Source organism: Micrococcus sp. PSi08 (genome assembly GCF_054960655.1).
In genome coordinates, this window is sequence record NZ_JBHNYP010000005.1 from 47,559 (window position 1) to 64,143 (window position 16,585).

Annotated in this window: 16 protein-coding genes; 7 read left to right on the top strand and 9 right to left on the bottom strand. The window is 74.7% G+C overall.

The features are described 5' to 3' along the window. Positions 1–59 precede the first annotated feature (59 nt). Positions 60–953 carry a glutamate ABC transporter substrate-binding protein gene (locus ACFI33_RS02655; protein WP_060973724.1) on the bottom strand — a complete coding sequence of 298 codons (894 nt, stop codon included), beginning with the start codon at positions 951–953 and terminating at the stop codon, positions 60–62. A gap of 46 nt (positions 954–999) precedes the next feature. Then, the gene (locus tag ACFI33_RS02660; protein WP_127435213.1) at positions 1,000–1,734 is read right to left on the bottom strand and encodes an amino acid ABC transporter ATP-binding protein; all 735 of its coding nucleotides are present in this window, start codon (positions 1,732–1,734) and stop codon (positions 1,000–1,002) included. A gap of 178 nt (positions 1,735–1,912) precedes the next feature. On the opposite strand from ACFI33_RS02660, the gene ACFI33_RS02665 reads away from it, so the two are divergent. The 3 genes from ACFI33_RS02665 (at position 1,913) to ACFI33_RS02675 (ending at position 3,408) form a co-directional block, all read left to right on the top strand. Then, the gene (locus tag ACFI33_RS02665) at positions 1,913–2,716 is read left to right on the top strand and encodes an LOG family protein (RefSeq protein ID WP_036339200.1); all 804 of its coding nucleotides are present in this window, start codon (positions 1,913–1,915) and stop codon (positions 2,714–2,716) included. Further along, positions 2,713–3,057 carry a hypothetical protein gene (locus ACFI33_RS02670; RefSeq protein ID WP_036339289.1) on the top strand — a complete coding sequence of 115 codons (345 nt, stop codon included), beginning with the start codon at positions 2,713–2,715 and terminating at the stop codon, positions 3,055–3,057. Before ACFI33_RS02665 ends, ACFI33_RS02670 begins: the two co-directional genes overlap by 4 nt. Positions 3,058–3,237: 180 nt before the next feature. Next, a complete protein-coding gene (locus tag ACFI33_RS02675) occupies positions 3,238–3,408 on the top strand; it encodes a DUF3117 domain-containing protein (RefSeq protein WP_002855133.1) in 171 nt (56 codons plus the stop codon). Positions 3,409–3,486: 78 nt separating this feature from the next. On the opposite strand, the gene ACFI33_RS02680 is transcribed toward ACFI33_RS02675, so the two are convergent. Then, complete coding sequence (locus tag ACFI33_RS02680) at positions 3,487–4,137, bottom strand: O-methyltransferase (RefSeq protein WP_036339203.1); 651 nt, start codon at positions 4,135–4,137, stop codon at positions 3,487–3,489. Between the two features lie 196 nt (positions 4,138–4,333). On the opposite strand from ACFI33_RS02680, the gene ACFI33_RS02685 reads away from it, so the two are divergent. Next, positions 4,334–5,206, top strand: a complete 873-nt coding sequence (locus ACFI33_RS02685; protein WP_036316484.1) for a zf-HC2 domain-containing protein — start codon at positions 4,334–4,336, stop codon at positions 5,204–5,206. A gap of 60 nt (positions 5,207–5,266) precedes the next feature. Then, complete coding sequence (locus ACFI33_RS02690; RefSeq protein WP_036316486.1) at positions 5,267–5,875, top strand: Sec-independent protein translocase family protein; 609 nt, start codon at positions 5,267–5,269, stop codon at positions 5,873–5,875. Between the two features lie 48 nt (positions 5,876–5,923). Here ACFI33_RS02690 and ACFI33_RS02695 read toward each other — a convergent pair whose 3' ends face one another. The 3 genes from ACFI33_RS02695 to ACFI33_RS02705 are packed head-to-tail and all read right to left on the bottom strand — an operon-like array spanning position 5,924 to position 9,169. Beyond that, positions 5,924–7,072 (bottom strand): Mrp/NBP35 family ATP-binding protein, encoded by a 1,149-nt coding sequence (locus ACFI33_RS02695; protein WP_036339206.1) that lies wholly within the window; start codon positions 7,070–7,072, stop codon positions 5,924–5,926. Further along, positions 7,069–7,860, bottom strand: coding sequence for a DUF1003 domain-containing protein (locus tag ACFI33_RS02700; protein WP_036339209.1), 792 nt, complete (start codon positions 7,858–7,860; stop codon positions 7,069–7,071). Before ACFI33_RS02700 ends, ACFI33_RS02695 begins: the two co-directional genes overlap by 4 nt. Positions 7,861–7,900: 40 nt before the next feature. Further along, positions 7,901–9,169 carry a magnesium transporter MgtE N-terminal domain-containing protein gene (locus tag ACFI33_RS02705; RefSeq protein ID WP_036339212.1) on the bottom strand — a complete coding sequence of 423 codons (1,269 nt, stop codon included), beginning with the start codon at positions 9,167–9,169 and terminating at the stop codon, positions 7,901–7,903. 92 nt (positions 9,170–9,261) lie between these two features. On the opposite strand from ACFI33_RS02705, the gene ACFI33_RS02710 reads away from it, so the two are divergent. Beyond that, positions 9,262–10,038 (top strand): YflT domain-containing protein, encoded by a 777-nt coding sequence (locus ACFI33_RS02710; protein WP_036339215.1) that lies wholly within the window; start codon positions 9,262–9,264, stop codon positions 10,036–10,038. A 6-nt stretch (positions 10,039–10,044) separates the two neighbouring features. Here ACFI33_RS02710 and ACFI33_RS02715 read toward each other — a convergent pair whose 3' ends face one another. Beyond that, positions 10,045–11,850 carry a pyruvate kinase gene (locus tag ACFI33_RS02715; protein ID WP_036339218.1) on the bottom strand — a complete coding sequence of 602 codons (1,806 nt, stop codon included), beginning with the start codon at positions 11,848–11,850 and terminating at the stop codon, positions 10,045–10,047. A gap of 33 nt (positions 11,851–11,883) precedes the next feature. Beyond that, positions 11,884–13,482: an aminopeptidase P family protein gene (locus tag ACFI33_RS02720; RefSeq protein WP_073117084.1), complete on the bottom strand. Its 1,599-nt coding sequence runs from the start codon at positions 13,480–13,482 to the stop codon at positions 11,884–11,886. A gap of 65 nt (positions 13,483–13,547) precedes the next feature. On the opposite strand from ACFI33_RS02720, the gene ACFI33_RS02725 reads away from it, so the two are divergent. Further along, the gene (locus ACFI33_RS02725; RefSeq protein ID WP_049147253.1) at positions 13,548–14,408 is read left to right on the top strand and encodes a PHP domain-containing protein; all 861 of its coding nucleotides are present in this window, start codon (positions 13,548–13,550) and stop codon (positions 14,406–14,408) included. Positions 14,409–14,525: 117 nt separating this feature from the next. Here ACFI33_RS02725 and ACFI33_RS02730 read toward each other — a convergent pair whose 3' ends face one another. After that, positions 14,526–16,343 (bottom strand): DEAD/DEAH box helicase, encoded by a 1,818-nt coding sequence (locus tag ACFI33_RS02730; protein ID WP_336575023.1) that lies wholly within the window; start codon positions 16,341–16,343, stop codon positions 14,526–14,528. Positions 16,344–16,585: the final 242 nt, after the last annotated feature.

Consider the following 16,585-nt stretch of genomic DNA (forward strand, 5'->3'; position numbering starts at 1 on the left):
GGGCGGGCCGAGGGTGACGGTTCAGGTCACGTCCCAGGCCCACCCGGCGGCGCAGGTCGTCAGGCGCAGGGCTCGAACTCGGCGTCCTCGCCGGAGTTCAGCGTCTCGTCGTAGGTGTAGCCCGTGCCCTCGGTGTTGGACTCGAGGGCCTTCTCCCACTCGCCGGAGTCCTTCATCTCCTTGATGGCTTCGTTGATGTCCTCGCACCGCTCCGAGTCCTTCGGCAGACCGACGCCGTAGCGCTCCGTGGTGAAGGTGTTGCCGACGACCTTGAACTTGCCCTTGTTGGCGTCGGCGGCGGCCAAGCCCGCGAGGATGATGTCGTCCGTGGTCACGGCGTCCACCTGGCCGGACTCGAGGTAGGTCACGCATTCGGCGTAGCCGCCCTGCTCCACCAGGTTCACGCCGGAGGCGAACTGGTCCTTGATCTTCTGGGCCGAGGTGGAGCCGGTGACGGAGCAGAGGTTCTTCCCCTCGAGGGACTCGGGGCCGGTGATCGCGGTGTCGTCCGCGCGGACCAGCAGGTCCTGGCCGGCCACGAAGTACGGGCCCGCGAAGTCGACGCGCTCCTTGCGGGCGTCCGTGATGGAGTACGTCGCGAAGATCATGTCGACCTCGCCGTTCTCCAGGGCGTTCTCCCGGTTCGCGGACGGGGTCTGGACCCACTCGATGTCCTTCTCGGCCACGCCGAGCTTGTCCGCCACGTAGCGGGCCACGTCCGTGTCGAAGCCGGTGGGCTGGGCCGAGCCCTCGCGGTAGCCCAGGCCCGGCTGGTCGAACTTGATGCCGATGCGCAGGCGCTCGCCGGAGCCGGACGACGTCGACTCGCCGGCCGAAGACGAGCCGGCGGCGTCGCCACCGCCGCCCTGCGACGAGGAGGGGGCGCAGGCGGTGAGGGACAGGGCGGCCGCGGCGGTGACGGCGGACAGGGTCAGGAGCTTCGTGCGGAGCATGGTGCTCTCCTCTGGTTCGGTGCGGTGGGGGCGACGGGGGACGGGGTCAGTGCGCGAGGATCTTGCCCAGGAAGTCCTGGGCGCGCTCGTGCCGGGGGTTCGTGAAGAAGGTGTCGGGGTCGGTGTCCTCGAGGATGGCGCCGTCGGCCATGAAGACCACGCGGTCCCCGGCCTTGCGGGCGAAGCCCATCTCATGGGTGACCACGACCATGGTCATGCCCCCCTCGGCGAGCTGGACCATGACGTCGAGGACCTCCTGCACCATCTCGGGATCGAGGGCGGAGGTCGGCTCGTCGAAGAGCAGGGCCTTCGGCTCCATCGCCAGGGCACGGGCGATGGCCACGCGCTGCTGCTGCCCGCCGGAGAGCTGGGCCGGCATCTTCCTGGCCTGGGCGGCCACGCCCACGCGCTCGAGCAGCTCCATCGCGTGCCGCTCGGCGTCTGCCCGGCGCTTGCCCTTCACCTTGATGGGCCCGAGGGTGACGTTCTCCAGGATCGACTTGTGTGCGAAGAGGTTGAACGACTGGAAGACCATGCCGATCTCGGCGCGCAGTTGGGCGAGCTGCTTGCCCTCGGTGGGGAGCGGCCGCCCGTCGATCAGGATGCGGCCGCCGTCGTCGTCGATGGTCTCGAGCCGATTGATCGTGCGGCACAGCGTCGACTTGCCGGAGCCCGACGGGCCGAGGACGATCGCCACCTGGCCGCGCGGGATCCGCAGGTCGATCTGTCGGAGGGCGTGGAAGTCGCCGAAGTGCTTGTTGACGCCCTCGAGGACGATCAGGTCGTCGCCTGCGGCACCGCGACGGCGCCGCGTGCCGGCCTCGTCGAGGAGGTGGGCGCCGTGGGGCTGCTCAGGCGTGATCTGCGTCATGCCAATGGAATATAGCGCACGCCACACCCGGCGGGGTGCGCCGTGCGACGCCGGCCCTGGCGGCCCGCCGGCTCGTTAGGCTGACGCCATGGCCCCACATGAGCACCCCTCGGGCGGCGACGTCGCCGCCGCGCCCCAGCGCGTCCGCCGCGGCGGGCAGGTCCTGCGCGGGGAGGCGGCGCACACCCCCACGTTCGACCAGCTCCTCCTCGACGGCCGGCGGCCCGGCGACGCGGCACGCCCCGCCGCCGACGTCACCTCGACGACGTCCGAGGCCTGGCGTGTCCTGCGCATCCAGGCGGAGTTCGTGGAGGGCTTCGGCACCCTCGCGAGGCTGGGTCCCGCGGTCTCCGTGTTCGGCTCGGCGCGCACGCCCGAGGGCAGCGCCGAGTACGCCCTGGCCCACGAGGTCGGGAGCCGCTTGGCCCAGGCCGGGTACACGGTCATCACCGGCGGGGGGCCCGGCACCATGGCGGCCGCCAACCGGGGCGCCCACGAGGCCGGTGGAGAGTCCGTGGGCCTGGGCATCGAGCTGCCGTTCGAGACCGGCCTGAACCCCTGGGTGCACGTGGGCGTGGACTTCCGCTACTTCTTCGTCCGTAAGGTCATGTTCCTCAAGTACGCGCAGGGGTTCATCGTGCTGCCCGGCGGCCTCGGCACCCTGGACGAGCTCTTCGAGGCCCTCACCCTCGTGCAGACCGGCACCGTCACCCGCTTCCCCGTGGTCCTCGTGGACCGCGGCTTCTGGAGCCCGCTTGTGGACTGGATCCGCGGCACGCTCGTGGAGCGCGGCATGATCTCGCCCGAGGACCCGGACCTGTTCCACCTCGTGGACACGGCCGAGGAGGCCGTCGCGTGCGTGCTCCGCTCGGCGGGGAGGGCCGACGCGTGAGCGGGCCGCAGTGGATCGTCCTGGTGGCCGTGCTCGTCGTCGTGCTGGCGGCCCTGGCCGCCGCCCTCGCGGGCCGGCTCACGCTCCGGGCCGACGACCCGGCCGGGCGGACGCCGGGGCACCCCGTGCTGCTGCCGGAGCGGCCGCGCGCGGCGGATGTCGACCTGCTGCGGTTGGCCGTCGCGGTGCCCGGCTACCAGCGGGACCAGGTGGACGCCGTCCTGCTGCGGCTGCGGGACGCCCTGGCGCAGCGCGAGGACGAGGTGACCGCCCTGCGGGCCCGGGTGGCCGAGCTCGAGGCCGCCGACCCGTCCCGGAGCGATCCGGCGGGGCGTGCCTGAGTCGCGGGCCGGGCTCGGTGCGGGCCATCGTTTGGCGCGAGCACGCGGAATCCGCGATAATGGTGATGTGACCGGCCTCGCGCACGCTCGCGTGCGGGGGCGCCGGAGGCGTCCGGACAGTGCCCGCTCCCGCGGTCACCGGACGCCGTGACGGGAACATCATCCAGAAGGGAAGTCGCAATGGCCGCCATGAAGCCCCGCACCGGGGACGGTCCCATGGAAGTGACCAAGGAGGGGCGCAGCCTGATCATGCGCGTGCCGATCGACGGCGGCGGCCGTCTCGTGCTGGAGATCAACGCGGACGAGGCCCGCGAGCTCAAGGAGTGCCTCGAGGGCGTCATCCAGGCCTGAGCCCTGACCCCTTCGACGCGGACGCCCCGCGCACCGTCACGGTGCGCGGGGCGTCCGCATCCGCGTCCCCGCCGCGGATCAGCGGCGCACCGCGATCAGCACGCCCGTGCCGGAGGGGACGACGGCGGACAGCCAGTGCTCGTCCTCCCGGATGAGGCGGTCCACCGCCCGGGCGGACACGGTGGACTCGTCGCGCACGGCGGGCCGGGGAACGCGGTCGCCGTCGAGGGCGTCCACCACGACGAGCACGCCGCCGGGGGCGAGCATGCGCGCGGCCTGCTCGACGTCGAACTGACGTGCGGCCGGGTCCCCGTCCACCAGGACCATCTCATAGGCGCCGCTCGTGAGCCGGGGGAGGACGAGCCGGGAGCGCCCCGTGATCATGCGGGTGCGGCTCGTGGGCAGGCGGGCCTCCGAGAACGCCTCGCGGGCCGCGCGCTGTGCCTCCGCGTCCGGGTCCACGGTGGTGAGGACCGTGCGCTCGGGCAGACCGCGCATCAGGGCGAGACCCGAGACGCCGGCGCCCGTGCCCACCTCCACGACCGCCGCGGGGGCACGCGTGGCCGCCAGCACCGTCAACAGGGCCGCCGTCCCCTCACTCACCGGCGGCACCTCCAGCTCGGCGGCGCGCTCGCGGGCGCGCAGGACGACGTCGTCTTCGGTGGCCCGGCTCTCCGACCAGGCCCAGGACGCGTGCTTGTCGGTGGGCTGGGGCTGCAGGGCGCTCATGGGTGACTCCGGGACGACGACGGCGGGACCTCGCCCGCGGCACGGGCGACGCGGGCCAGTGTACGGGTCGGCACGCGGCCGCGACCCAGAGTTCTCCCAGGAGGCGGGCCGATGATGGGAGATGGCACGAACCGGCTCCCGCCATGTGGGAGGCCGTTCGCCGGGCCGAGGACGCGAGGACCGAGGAGGTGGCCGCATGGGACGTCGACACACCCAGCGCCACATGGACGCCTACCTCGAGGGCGCCCTCCCCGCCGCGTCCCGGGCGCGCATCGCCCGCCACCTGGACCGCTGCCCCGAGTGCCGCGCCACGGTCCAGGCCCGGGCCCGCGTGCTCGACGCCGCCCGCACGGTGCACCAGCGTCCGGCGGGCGCCGTCGTCGCCCCGGTGCTGCGCGCCCGCGGCGTCTCCGGCCGCCTCGTGGTGGGGCTGCTCACCTTCGTCGTCCTGCTCGGCGGGCTGTTCACCGCGGTCTGGGTGGCCGGCGCGCCCCGCGCCACGGCCGTGCGCACGGCCCCGACCCCGACGGACACCGTCGCCCTGCCGGCAGCCGGGACCGCGTCGACGGACCGGCGCGGAACCGTCGCGGAGCTGCGGGGTCAGGGCTGGACGGTGCCCTCCCTCGTGGGGGCCGGCCTGGAGCCGCTCACCGTGGACACCGCCCAGACGGCCGAGGACGTGGAGGTCGTCGTCGGCTGGGGTCGGGACGAGCCGACCGTGACCGTCCGCGAGTGCCGACCCCGGATCGTGGGAGCCGCCCCGGAGGGCTGTGCCTCGACCGCGCCCCTGAGCACGGGGGCGCAGGAGCGTCGACTGGCCGGCGGCGGCGTCTACCGGATCGTCCCGGCGGGGGGCGAGGACGGCTGGACGGCCGAGCTGACCACGCCGCAGGCCGCCTACCGCGTGGAGGCCACCCTGCCGGACGAGCGCGCGGACGCGGTCCTCACCCACCTGCTGGTCTCCGAGCGGGCACGGGTGCTCGAGCTGGGCGGCGGAGACGCCGTCGAGGAGCGCCTCGAGCGAGGCCTCGAACGCATCGCGGACGCCGTGCCGCGCCCCCGCGGCTGAGCCGCCCCGCCCCCGCGGCTCCGGGCTGTGGGGCGGTGCCGCTCTAGTAGAGTTCGGAGGGTGTTAGGTATCAACGGCAGCGAGTTCATCATCTTGGCGGTGCTCGCGATCGTCATCCTCGGGCCGGAGAAGCTCCCCGAGTACACGCGCGCCTTCACCGACTGGCTGCGCGTCATGCGCGACAAGGCCGAGGGTGCCAAGGCGCAGTTCAAGGAGGAGACCGGCACGGACTTCGACGAGGTGGACTGGCGCAAGTACGACCCCCGCCAGTACGACCCGCGCCGCATCATCCGCGACGCGCTCCGCGAGCCCGCCGACGGCTCGTCCACGCCCGCGTCCCGGGCGGCGCAGGCGACGGGCATCAGCGCCGAGGACGTGCACGGCGGCCTCACCCACCAGGACCTGGCGGACATGGATCCGCGCACGCTCTTCCGCCGCCCCGCCGGGGGCGGCAGCACCGCCGCCGCGGAGTCCGTCGCCGCCGCACAGACTCGGTCCACCGCGCCCGCCGCGGGGGCGGCCGCCGTGGGCGGTGCCGCCGCAGCCCTGATGGCCTCCGGCCGCGCCGAGGCCCTCGCAGAGGAGCGTCCTGCCGCCGTCGAGACCGAACCGGACCCCCTCGAGCTGCTCGGGCTGGCGCCCGCCCCCTTCGACGTCGACGCGACCTGACGCCGTCGCGCGCGTCGGGTGCCCCGGCCGGGGCGCCGGCACCCGAGGTCAGCGAGGGGTGAACGGCAGGGGTCGCCCGGCCAGCCCGCGCGGTCGCACGGCCACCCGCTGCGCGATCTGCGTCAGCGCCCGGCCCGCGGGGCTCTCCGGCGCGGACACCACCACGGGTTCGCCGGCGTCGCCGCCCGCGCGCAGCGCCGGGTCCAGGGGAACGGTGCCCAGCAGCGGCACCTGCGTGTCCAGCACCCCGGACAGCCGCTCCGCCACCTCGGCGCCGCCGCCGGTCCCGAACACATCCAGGACGGTGCCGTCTGGCAGGGTCATCGGCCCCATGTTCTCCACGACGCCGGCCACGGTCTGGCCCGTCTGCTCCGCCAGCTGACCGGCGCGCGCGGCCACCTGCGCGGCGGCGTGCTGCGGCGTGGTCACCACGAGCAGCTCCGAGGCGGGCAGCAGCTGCGCCGTCGAGATCGCGATGTCCCCGGTGCCCGGGGGCAGGTCCACGAGCAGGACGTCCAGGTCGCCCCAGTGCACATCCGTGACGAACTGCTCGAGCGCGCGGTGCAGCATCGGCCCGCGCCAGGCCACCGGTCGGTCCGCGTCGAGGAACATGCCGATCGAGATGACCTTCACGTCCCGCACCACGGGGGGCAGGATCATCCGGTCCAGCTTCGTCGGGGTGCCGGTCACGCCCAGGAGCCCGGGGATGGAGTAGCCGTGCACGTCCGCGTCGATCAGGCCGACGGCGAGCCCGCGCGCGGCGAGCGCGACCGCGAGGTTGGCCGTGACCGAGGACTTGCCCACGCCGCCCTTGCCCGAGGCCACCGCGAGGACGCGCGTGAGCGTCCCCTCCCCGAACGGGTTCGTCGGCCGAGTCGCGCGCAGGGCGTCCTGCAGCGCCAGGCGGCGCTCGGGCTCCATGACCCCGACGCGAACGTCCACGGATTCACAGCCGGGCACGACGGCGACGGCGGCGGCCACGTCCGTCTGGATCGTCCCGCGCAGGGGGCACGCGGCGATCGTGAGCAGGACCGCGACCTCGACGACGCCCGGGGCGGTCTCCACGACCGACTCCACCATGCCGAGGTCGGTGATCGGGCGGCGGATCTCGGGGTCCTGGACCGTGGCGAGCCGTTCCAGCACCCGGCGCTCGAGGTCGGTGCGGACCTCGGGCACGGGCAGGCCCAGGGCGCTCATCGGCCGCCCCCGTCCACCGGGCCCGCACCGTCGGCGGTACCGGCCGCCGGACCGGACCCCCCGGCCTCGCGGGCCTCCTGGGCCGCGAGGGTGGCGAGCGTGGTGGTCGTGGGCTCGGCGCCGGCGTCGCCGCGCCGCGCATCCCGGCCGCGGCCCTTGGTCTTCTTGTTCTTGCGGGGCTGGGCCTCGGCGCCCGGGAGGCCGGCGCGCAGCTCCTCCCGGATCTCCTCCCGGATCTCCTCCCGGATCTCCTCCCGCAGCTCGGCGCGCAGCGCCTCGCGGAGGTCGTCCCTGAGGTCGTCCTGGACGCCGCGCAGCTCGCCGCGCACGAAGTCGCGCGTGGCGACCTCCTGGACGGCCAGCCGCAGACCGGCGATCTCGCGGGTGAGGAACTCGGTGTCGGCGAGGTTGCGCTCGGCGCGGTCACGGTCCTCGCGCAGCGCGACTTTGTCCCGGTCGTCCTGGCGGTTCTGCGCCAGCAGGAGCAGGGGTGCGGCGTAGGACGCCTGGAGGGAGAGCATGAGCGTGAGCGCGGTGAAGCCGAGCTCGGCGGAGTCGAACCGCCACTCCATCGGGCCGAACGTGTTCCAGCCCAGCCAGGCGGCGCAGAACAGCGTCATCCAGACGAGGAACTGCGGGGTGCCCATGAAGCGGGCGATGCCCTCGGTGGCCTCGCCGAAGGCGTCCGGGTTCGGGGCCAGCCGGGGCACGCGGCGCCCGCTGGCGCTCAGCGGGGTGTCCAGGCCGGTGCCGCGGCCCGGGCGCAGGTCTCGCGCGGTCTGGGTCATGCTCACACCTCCGGTGTCGTGCGGCGGCGGGCCGCGGGGGTCAGGTTGCGGGGCGGGTCTCGGCGTCGTCGAGGTCCATGGCCCGCCAGTCGTCGGGCAGGATGTGGTCGAGCAGGTCGTCCACGCTCACGGCCCCGACGACGCGGTCCTGCTCGTTCACCACGGGGATGCACGTGAGGTTGTAGGTCGCGAGCTCGCGGGTCACATGGGCGATGGGGGCGAGGTCCGAGACGGGCTCGAGGTCCTTGTCCATGATGTTGCCGATCGCCTCCGGCGGCGGGTACCGCAGCAGGCGCTGGAAGTGGACGACGCCGAGGAACCGGCCCGTCGGCGTCTCCAGGGGCGGCCGGGCCACGATCACGAGCGAGGCCAGCGCGGGGGAGATCTCCTGCTGTCGGATGGTCGCCATGGCCTCGGCCACGGTGGCCTCCGGGGGGAGGATGACCGGCACGGGGGTCATGAGCGAGCCCGCGGTGCCCTCCTCGTACTCGAGCAGGCGCCGGACGTCCTCGGCGTCCTCCGGCTCCATGCGTTCGAGCAGCAGCTCCTGCTGGGAGTCGGGCAGCTCGTGGAGCAGGTCCGCCGCGTCGTCCGGGTCCATCTCCTCCAGGACGTCGGCGGCGCGGTCGATGTCCAGCTGGGAGAGGATCTGCACCTGGTCGTCGTCGGGCAGCTCCTGGAGCACGTCCGCGAGGCGTTCGTCCTGCAGCTCGCTGGCGACCTCGACGCGGCGCTTCTCCGACATGTCGTGGAGCATGTCCGCCAGGTCGGCGGGCTTGAGGTCCTCGTGCGCGGCGAGGAAGCTCGTGGCCCCCTGCGGGTCGGCCTGCGCCGTCCAGCGGGCCTCGTCCCAGTTCAGCAGGAGGTGCTCGCCCCGCTGGGCGCGGCCGAAGGGGCCGCGGCCGACGATGCGGCGCACGTACAGGTCCGAGACCAGCCAGTCGCCGTTGCGCTGCTGCTCCAGCCCGATGTCCTCCAGGAAGGCCTCGCCCGACCCGTCGGAGAGGCGCACCTTCCGGTCGAAGAGGTCGGCGGCCACCATCTGCTCGGCGCCACGGCGGGAGAACCGGCGCAGGTTGATCAGCCCGGTCGTGATGATCCGGCCCGAGTCCATGGACGTCACCCGCGTCATCGGGACGAAGACGCGCTTCTTGCCGGGGACCTCGATCACGAGGCCGGTGGCGAACGGGGCTGCGGCGGGGCCGCGGTCCAGCACGACGACGTCGCGCAGCCGTCCCAGGCGGTCGCCGAGGGGGTCGAAGACGTCCAGGCCCAGCAGGCGGGCTACGAAGATCTTGGGGGAGCTCACCGACCCAGCCTACGGCGTGCCGGGCCGCGGCTCCGTGTCCGCGGACGGCGGACCGCCGCCCGCCCGGGCGCCGGGCCGGGCACAATGGGTCCATGTCGTTCATGATGTCCAACCCTCAGCCCGGCGCCGAGCAGGGCCTGCCCCGCGGAGAGCTGCTGGCCACCTACGCCACCTACGCGCAGGCGCGCGAGCAGGTGGACCGCCTCGCCGCCACGGACTTCCCCGTGAGCGCCGTGTCGATCGTGGGCAAGGACCTGCGGGTCGTGGAGCGGGTGCGCGGCCGGCTGAACTACGCCCAGGTGGCGTTGTCCGCGGGAGTGCGCGGCGTGTTCTTCGGTGGACTGATCGGCGTGTTCCTCTACCTGCTGGCCCCCGAGGCCGGCCCGGGGCAGATCCTCACCTCCATGCTGCTGGGCCTGGCGGTGTGGCTGATCTTCGGCGTGATCGGCTTCGCGATGCGTCGGGGCCAGCACGGCTTCGCGTCCTCGCAGGCCGTCGTGCCCACGGCCTTCGACCTCGTGGTCGCGTTCGACCACGCCGCCCGCGCCCGCCAGGAGCTGGGCCTGGGCGGTGCCGCGGCCCCGACGCCGCCCGCGGCCCCGCAGCCGGCGCCCGCGCCCGCCGCGGAGGAGGCCGAGGACGGGCCCGTGCAGGCCACCCCGGCCGCCGCGCCGTCGTCGGGCGGGTCCCACGCGGCGCCCGCTCCCGGCGGACCCGAGGCGCCGGCCCGGCCCGTCCCGGAGGCGGACCCCGCGCCCACCGGCCTGGACCGCTCCTACGGCGTGACCCTGCCCCCGGAGGAGGTCGCCAAGCTCATCGAGGCGCGCGGCGGCCACCCGCCCCGGCCCCAGGACGAGCCGCGCGGCTGAGCCCCGTCAGAGGGACCAGGACTCGAGCCGCCGGAGCATGTCGCGCTTCTTGCTCGCATGACCGTGCATCCGGCCCAGGATGTCGCCGAGGACGGTGACGGCGCGGTCGATGTACGGGCCCTTGTTCAGCATCGCGGCCTCGGCCCGCTGCGCCATCGCGGCGTCCGTGATCTCCGCCCGTGAGGGCAGGCCGGTCTTGGCGAGGGACTCGAGGACCTGGGTGGCCCAGATCGCGGGCACGTGCGCCGCCTCGCACAGCCACAGGATCTCCTCCTGCAGCTCGGCCATCCGTGCGAAGCCGGCCTCCACCGCCAGGTCGCCACGGGCGATCATCACCCCGACGTCCCGCCAGCGCATCGCCTCGAGCAGCATCCGCGGCAGCTGCCGGAAGGCCTCCACCGTCTCGATCTTCAGCGTGATGTCCACGTCCGGTGCGTCCTCGGCCTCGAGCGCGTCGATCAGCTGGGCCACGTCCTCGGCCGAGCGGACGAAGGACATGTTCACCATGTCCGCGTGGCGGGCCGCGAACGGGATGTGGGCGAGGTCCTCGTCCGTGAGGGCCGGGATGGCCAGGTGCGTGTCCGGGAAGTTCACGCCCTTCTCCGCCTTGAGCTTCGCCCCGCGAGGGCCGGCCTGGGTCACCTCGAGGGTGATCTCGTCGGCGGACACCGCTGTGATCCGCGCGCCGATCCGTCCGTCGTCGATGGAGACCCGGTCGCCGACCGCCGCATCCGCGAACGCCTGCGCCAGGGTGAGGCCGATCCGGTAGGGCGGCGTGTCGACCGCGGGGACCGGCTCGAGCGAGCGGGCCAGCACGATCTCCTCGCCCTCGTGCACGCGCATGGACTGCTCGAGCGGGGGCAGCTGGCCCACCTCGAGCGGACCGTGCGGCGTCGTCAGCGCCGTGCCCGTCGCCCAGTAGACCGTCTTCTCCGCCCGCACGAGCACGCCCTCGCCGTCCACCCGCTCGACCTCCAGCCTGCGGTGTGCGCCACGCGCGTCGGTCAGCTCGATCTCGTCGCCGCGCTGCAGGCCCGCCAGGGTCTTCCCGTCCGGGTCCGCCAGCGGCACGACGACGGCGCCCTCCGGCCCGTGAGCCGCGGCCACGGCGTCGTGGGTCCCGGCGGCGAGCCACACGCGGGAGGGCTCGGTGACGGTCCCGGAGGGGTCCCGGGCGGGCTTCACCTTCACGACGCGCGGGCCCGGCTCGATGGGGCCCGTGCGCACCTTCGGCCCGGCCAGGTCCATCGCGACCAGGGGAGCGGGCCGGCCCGCCCCGGCGCACCGGCGGACCGCCGCGATCATGGCGGCCCACGCCTGCTCGTCGTCGTGGGCGCAGTTCACGCGCGCCAGGTCCATGCCGGCCTCGGCGATCCGGGTCACGAGCTCCGGGTCCGTGGCGGCCTCGGAGGGCATGGTCACCATGATGCGCGCGTCCCGGTCGTCGCGGGCCGGACCGAGCAGGCTCGCCGCGTTGCGGGCGAGGATGGCGCGGCCCTCGGCGGAGGTCAGGGCGTCGTCCTCCGGCGCGGGGGCGGGGTCGCCGTCGAGCGCGCGGGCGGCGGCCAGCACCGCGTCCACGTGGCCCAGCACGCCGGCCTCCATGCGGCCCAGCGAGGACAGTCCGGCGTCGCTCAGCGCCTCCTGCAGGGGCCGCAGGTCGGTGCCGCGCAGGGCGACGTAGTGCACGAGGTTCCGGGCCGAGGCCCGGTGGCGCTCCCGGACGCGGGAGATGAGGTCGGCGTGCTCCGCCTCGGCGGAGAGGAGGCGGTCGCGGAGGGCGGTGAGCTCGGTGGTCAGGTCGATACCCATGGTCCGAACCCTAGGGGCGCCCTCCGCGCCGGATCACGCCTGGAGCCGCGCCATCCAGGCCTCGATCTCGTCCGGGGTGCGGGGGAGGGCCGCGGAGAGGTTCTCGGCCCCGTCCTCGGTCACGAGGATGTCGTCCTCGATGCGCACGCCGATGCCGCGGTACTCCTCCGGCACGGCCAGGTCCTCCTCCTTGAAGTACAGACCCGGCTCGATCGTGAAGACCATGCCCGGCTCGAGCACGCCGTCCAGGTAGAGCTCGCGCTTGGCCTGCGCGCAGTCGTGCACGTCGAGGCCGAGGTGGTGCGAGGTGCCGTGGGGCATCCAGCGCCGGTGGTGCTGGCCCTCGTCCGAGAGCGCGACCTCGGCCGAGACCGGCAGCAGGCCCCAGCCGTCGAGGCGGTCGACGAGCACCCGCATGGCCTCGGCGTGGAGCTCACGGAACCGGATGCCGGGGCGCACGATCGCGAAGGCGGCGTCCGCGGCGTCGAGGACCGCATGGTAGATGCGGCGCTGCACGTCCGTGAACGTGCCGGACACGGGCAGGGTGCGGGTGATGTCCGCGGTGTAGAGGGAGTCGTCCTCGACGCCGGCGTCGAGCAGGAGCAGCTCACCCGGGCGCACGGCGCCCGTGTTGCGGATCCAGTGCAGGATCGTGGCGTTGTTGCCGGAGGCCGCGATCGTGTCGTAGCCCAGGTCGTTGCCCTCGAGGCGGGCGCGGGCGAAGAAGGCGCCCTCGACCACGCGCTCGCCGCGGTCGTGGCCCACGGCGCGCGGCAGGGCCCGCACGACGTCCTCGAAGCCCGCGATCGTGGCGGCCACCGAGGCGCGCATCCGCTCGATCTCCCACGCGTCCTTGACCAGGCGCAGCTCGGAGAGGAACTCGGCGGTCTGGGCGTCGGCCTCGGCCGCGGCGGCCAGGTCCACGCCGGCCTCGGTCCGGACGGCGGCCAGCAGGGCGTCCACGTCCTGGTCGGTCTCGGCCAGCAGCCGCACCGCGGTGCCGTCCGCGGCCACGTTCTTGGTGACGGCGGACTCGAGCTCCTCGAGCCCCGCCGTGCGCAGACCCGTGCGGGCGGCCAGGCCGGCCAGGGTCGGACGGGGGCCGATCCAGAACTCACCCGAGCGCGAGTCCGCGTAGAACTGCTCGGTGTCCCGGCCGGCCAGGGGACGGAAGTACAGGGTGGCGGTGTGGTCCGTGCCGTCGTCGCCGGCGCCCGGGTCCGTGGGCTCGAGCACGAGCACGGCGTCCGGCTCGTGGTCCACGCCGAGGCCCGTCAGGTGGGCGAACGCGGAGTGCGCGCGGAAGCGGTAGTCGGTGTCGTTCGAGCGGACCTTGAGGCGGCCGGCCGGCACCACGATCCGCTCGCCCGGGAAGCGCGCGGACACGGCGGCCCGCCGCCGGGCGGCGTACGGGGCCGAGGCGTCGGGGTCGGGCAGGGCCTGCGACGAGGGCGCCCAATCGGAGGCCATGAAGTCGCGGAAGGCGTTCGAGGCGGGGCGCTGCGAGCGGTTGTCGACGCGCTCGGCCAGCGGCTGGGGGTTCACCGCGCCGGTGCCGTCGGCGCCCGCCTCGGGGGTGGCGGCGGGCTGGTCGGGGGTGGTCTGGGCGGGGTGCTGTGCGGCATCGGTCATGCCCTCCATCATGGCACCGGTGGGCGGGGGCAGGTCGGGGCCGCCGCGCGCGGGTCGTCGGTACCATGGCCGCCATGGCCCGCTACGACCTGCACACGCACTCGACCGAGTCCGACGGCACCGAGCCGCCGGCCGACGTGGTGCGTGCGGCGGCGCGGGCCGGGCTGGACGGCCTCGCGCTCACCGACCACGACACGACCGCCGGCTGGGCCGAGGCCGCCCACGCCGCGCGGGAGACCGGGCTGACGCTCGTGCCCGGCATGGAGATGTCCTGCACCTCCGCCGACGGCGTGAGCGTGCACGTGCTCAGCTACCTGCACGACCCCGAGGACCCCGCCCTGCTGCGGGAGGTCGGCCTGGCCCGCGACGCGCGGCTGATCCGGGCGCAGGAGATGGTGCGGCGGCTGGGGGCGGACTTCCCGATCACGTGGGAGCTGGTCCAGGAGCACGCGGCGGAGAACGCGACGATCGGCCGGCCCCACCTGGCCGACGCCCTCGTGACGATCGGGGCCGTCCCGGACCGGTCCGCGGCGTTCCGGGAGATCCTCGCCGGCCGGTCCAAGTACTACGTGCCGCACTTCGCCCCGGACCCGGCCGAGGCGGTCGCGCTCATCCGGGCCGCCGGCGGGGTGCCGGTGTTCGCGCATCCCCGGGCGCGCATGCGGGGCCGCGTGGTGGGCGACGAGGTGTTCGAGCAGATGGCCGAGGCCGGACTGGCGGGGGTCGAGGTCGAGCACCGGGACAACCCGGCGGAGGAGCGCACCTGGCTGCGCGCGTTCGCGGACCGGCACGGACTGTTCGTCACCGGCTCGTCCGACTACCACGGCACCGGCAAGCCCAATCCGATCGGCGAGCACACCACGGGCGCGGAGGTGCTCGCCGAGATCGAGCGGCAGGGCACCGGCACGGCGATCATCCGCGGCTGAGCCCGGACGGCCCGGGCGACGGGGAAGGATCCGTTGCGCGAATGACCCTTCCAGCCGCCGCGCAGGCGGTCAGAAGGGTCATTCGCGCAGAAGATTCCCGGGGCCCGGGAGGGACGGTCAGCCGTCCACGACCTCACCGTTGCTGCGGCGCGTGCGGGTGCGGCCGCCCCGGCGACGACGGGCCTCGGCCCGGGCCTCGGCGCGCTCGGCCCGGCGGGCCTCCGTGAGCTCGACGCCGGCCACCGGCTCCGGCGTCCGGGCCGCGGGGGTCTCGGGGCGTGAGGCGGTGCGCTCGCGGCCCTCGCCGCGACCACGGCCCCGGCCCTCGGCGCGCTGCTCGGCGGGTGCCTCACCACGCCCGCGGCCCTCGGCGCGCGCCTCGTCACGACCGCGAGGAGAACGCTCGGTCCGTTCGCCACGGCCTCCGCCGCGCGCCCGGTCACGGCCCTCGCCGGAGCGCCCGCCCCGGCCTCGGCCGCCGCGCTCGCCGTCACGGGACCGGCCGCCCTCGCGACCCCGTCCGCGGCCGCCGTCGCGCTGCTTCGCCTCGGGTCCGCCCAGGTCCTCGAGCGTCTCGCCCTCGAGGCCCTCGAGCACGCGCTTGGCCTGGGGCAGGCGGCCCTTCGTGCCCTTCGGGATGTCGAGGTCGGAGAACAGGTGCGGGGAGGAGGAGTAGGTCTCCACCGGCTCGGGCTGGCCGAGGCCGAGCGCCTTGTCGATCAGGGACCAGCGCGGCATGTCCTCCCAGTCCACGAGGGTCACCGCCACGCCCTTGTTGCCGGCGCGGCCCGTGCGGCCCACACGGTGCACGTAGGTCTTCTCGTCCTCCGGCGCCTGGAAGTTGAACACGTGGGTGACGTCGTCGACGTCGATGCCGCGCGCCGCGACGTCGGTGGCCACGAGGATGTCCACCTTGCCGTTGCGGAACGCGCGCAGCGCCTGCTCACGGGCGCCCTGGCCGAGGTCGCCGTGCAGCGCGCCGGCCGCGAAGCCGCGCGCCGTCAACTCGTCCGCCACGCGGGCTGCCGTGCGCTTGGTGCGCGTGAAGATGATGGTCCGGCCGCGGCCCTCCGCCTGCAGGGCGCGAGCCACGAGCTCGTCCTTGTCCATGTGGTGGGCGCGGTAGACGAGCTGACGGATGTCCTTCTTCGTCAGGCCCTCGTCCTCCGGGTCCGCCGCGCGGATGTGGGTGGGCTGCGTCATGTAACGGCGCGCCATCGCGACCACGGGACCCGGCATGGTGGCCGAGAACAGCATGGTCTGGCGCACGGCCGGGACGGCGGCGAGCAGGGTCTCGACGTCCGGGAGGAAGCCGAGGTCCAGCATCTCGTCGGCCTCGTCCAGCACCACGGTGTTCACCAGGTCCAGGCGCAGGTGGCGCTGGCGCATCAGGTCGATGAGGCGGCCGGGAGTGCCGACGACGATCTCGACGCCGCGCTGCAGCTCCTCGATCTGCGGCTCGTAGGCGCGGCCGCCGTAGATGGTGGCGATGCGCAGGGGGCGCCGGGCCGCGGCGGCCGTGAGATCGCCGGCCACCTGGACGGCGAGCTCGCGCGTCGGGGCGACGATCAGGGCCTGCGGGGCGCCCGCGGTGCCCTTGGCCTCGAGGCCGCCCCAACCGGGCTCACCCGGGCCGATGGCGCGCTGCAGCGCGGGGATGCCGAAGCCGAGGGTCTTGCCCGTGCCGGTCTTGGCCTGGCCGATGATGTCGTGGCCGCCGAGGGCGACCGGCAGGGTCATGGCCTGGATGGGGAAGGGGTGGACGATGCCCTTGGCCTCCAGGGCCTCGACGATCTTGGGGTGCACCCCGAAGTCGGCGAAGGTCTGCTCGGGGGCCACGGGGGCGGCGTCCTCGGTGACGATGTCCTCCGCGATCTCCGCGACCGTCGGGTCGACGTCGGCGGGGGCGGGGGTGTGCTCGGAGTTCTGGGTCATGGCGACTCGCGTTCCTGGTCGGGCGTCGTCACGGCGGGCGGAAGGCCCGGCTCCGCCGTGCGCGCGGTTCAAGCGGAAGCCGATCGCGAGGCAAGCACGCGGAGCGGCCGACGGGCGGCGCCCCGTGGAACCGGGCCGGGCGCGCCGTGCGAGGCGGGCCGTGCCGGATCCGGCAGGTCATGGTGCCGTCCCGGGCGTCAGGGGCGCGGGCGGCGGGTCAGGGTGATCAGAGAGCGACCGGT

Coding starts and splice junctions, on each gene's coding strand:
- ACFI33_RS02655 (WP_060973724.1), bottom strand. CDS start 953: ATGCTCCGCACGAAGCTCCTGACCCTGTCCGCCGTCACCGCCGCGGCC.
- ACFI33_RS02665 (WP_036339200.1), top strand. CDS start 1,913: ATGGCCCCACATGAGCACCCCTCGGGCGGCGACGTCGCCGCCGCGCCC.
- ACFI33_RS02675 (WP_002855133.1), top strand. CDS start 3,238: ATGGCCGCCATGAAGCCCCGCACCGGGGACGGTCCCATGGAAGTGACC.
- ACFI33_RS02680 (WP_036339203.1), bottom strand. CDS start 4,137: ATGAGCGCCCTGCAGCCCCAGCCCACCGACAAGCACGCGTCCTGGGCC.
- ACFI33_RS02685 (WP_036316484.1), top strand. CDS start 4,334: ATGGGACGTCGACACACCCAGCGCCACATGGACGCCTACCTCGAGGGC.
- ACFI33_RS02695 (WP_036339206.1), bottom strand. CDS start 7,072: ATGAGCGCCCTGGGCCTGCCCGTGCCCGAGGTCCGCACCGACCTCGAG.
- ACFI33_RS02700 (WP_036339209.1), bottom strand. CDS start 7,860: ATGACCCAGACCGCGCGAGACCTGCGCCCGGGCCGCGGCACCGGCCTG.
- ACFI33_RS02710 (WP_036339215.1), top strand. CDS start 9,262: ATGTCGTTCATGATGTCCAACCCTCAGCCCGGCGCCGAGCAGGGCCTG.
- ACFI33_RS02715 (WP_036339218.1), bottom strand. CDS start 11,850: ATGGGTATCGACCTGACCACCGAGCTCACCGCCCTCCGCGACCGCCTC.
- ACFI33_RS02720 (WP_073117084.1), bottom strand. CDS start 13,482: ATGACCGATGCCGCACAGCACCCCGCCCAGACCACCCCCGACCAGCCC.
- ACFI33_RS02725 (WP_049147253.1), top strand. CDS start 13,548: ATGGCCGCCATGGCCCGCTACGACCTGCACACGCACTCGACCGAGTCC.
- ACFI33_RS02730 (WP_336575023.1), bottom strand. CDS start 16,343: ATGACCCAGAACTCCGAGCACACCCCCGCCCCCGCCGACGTCGACCCG.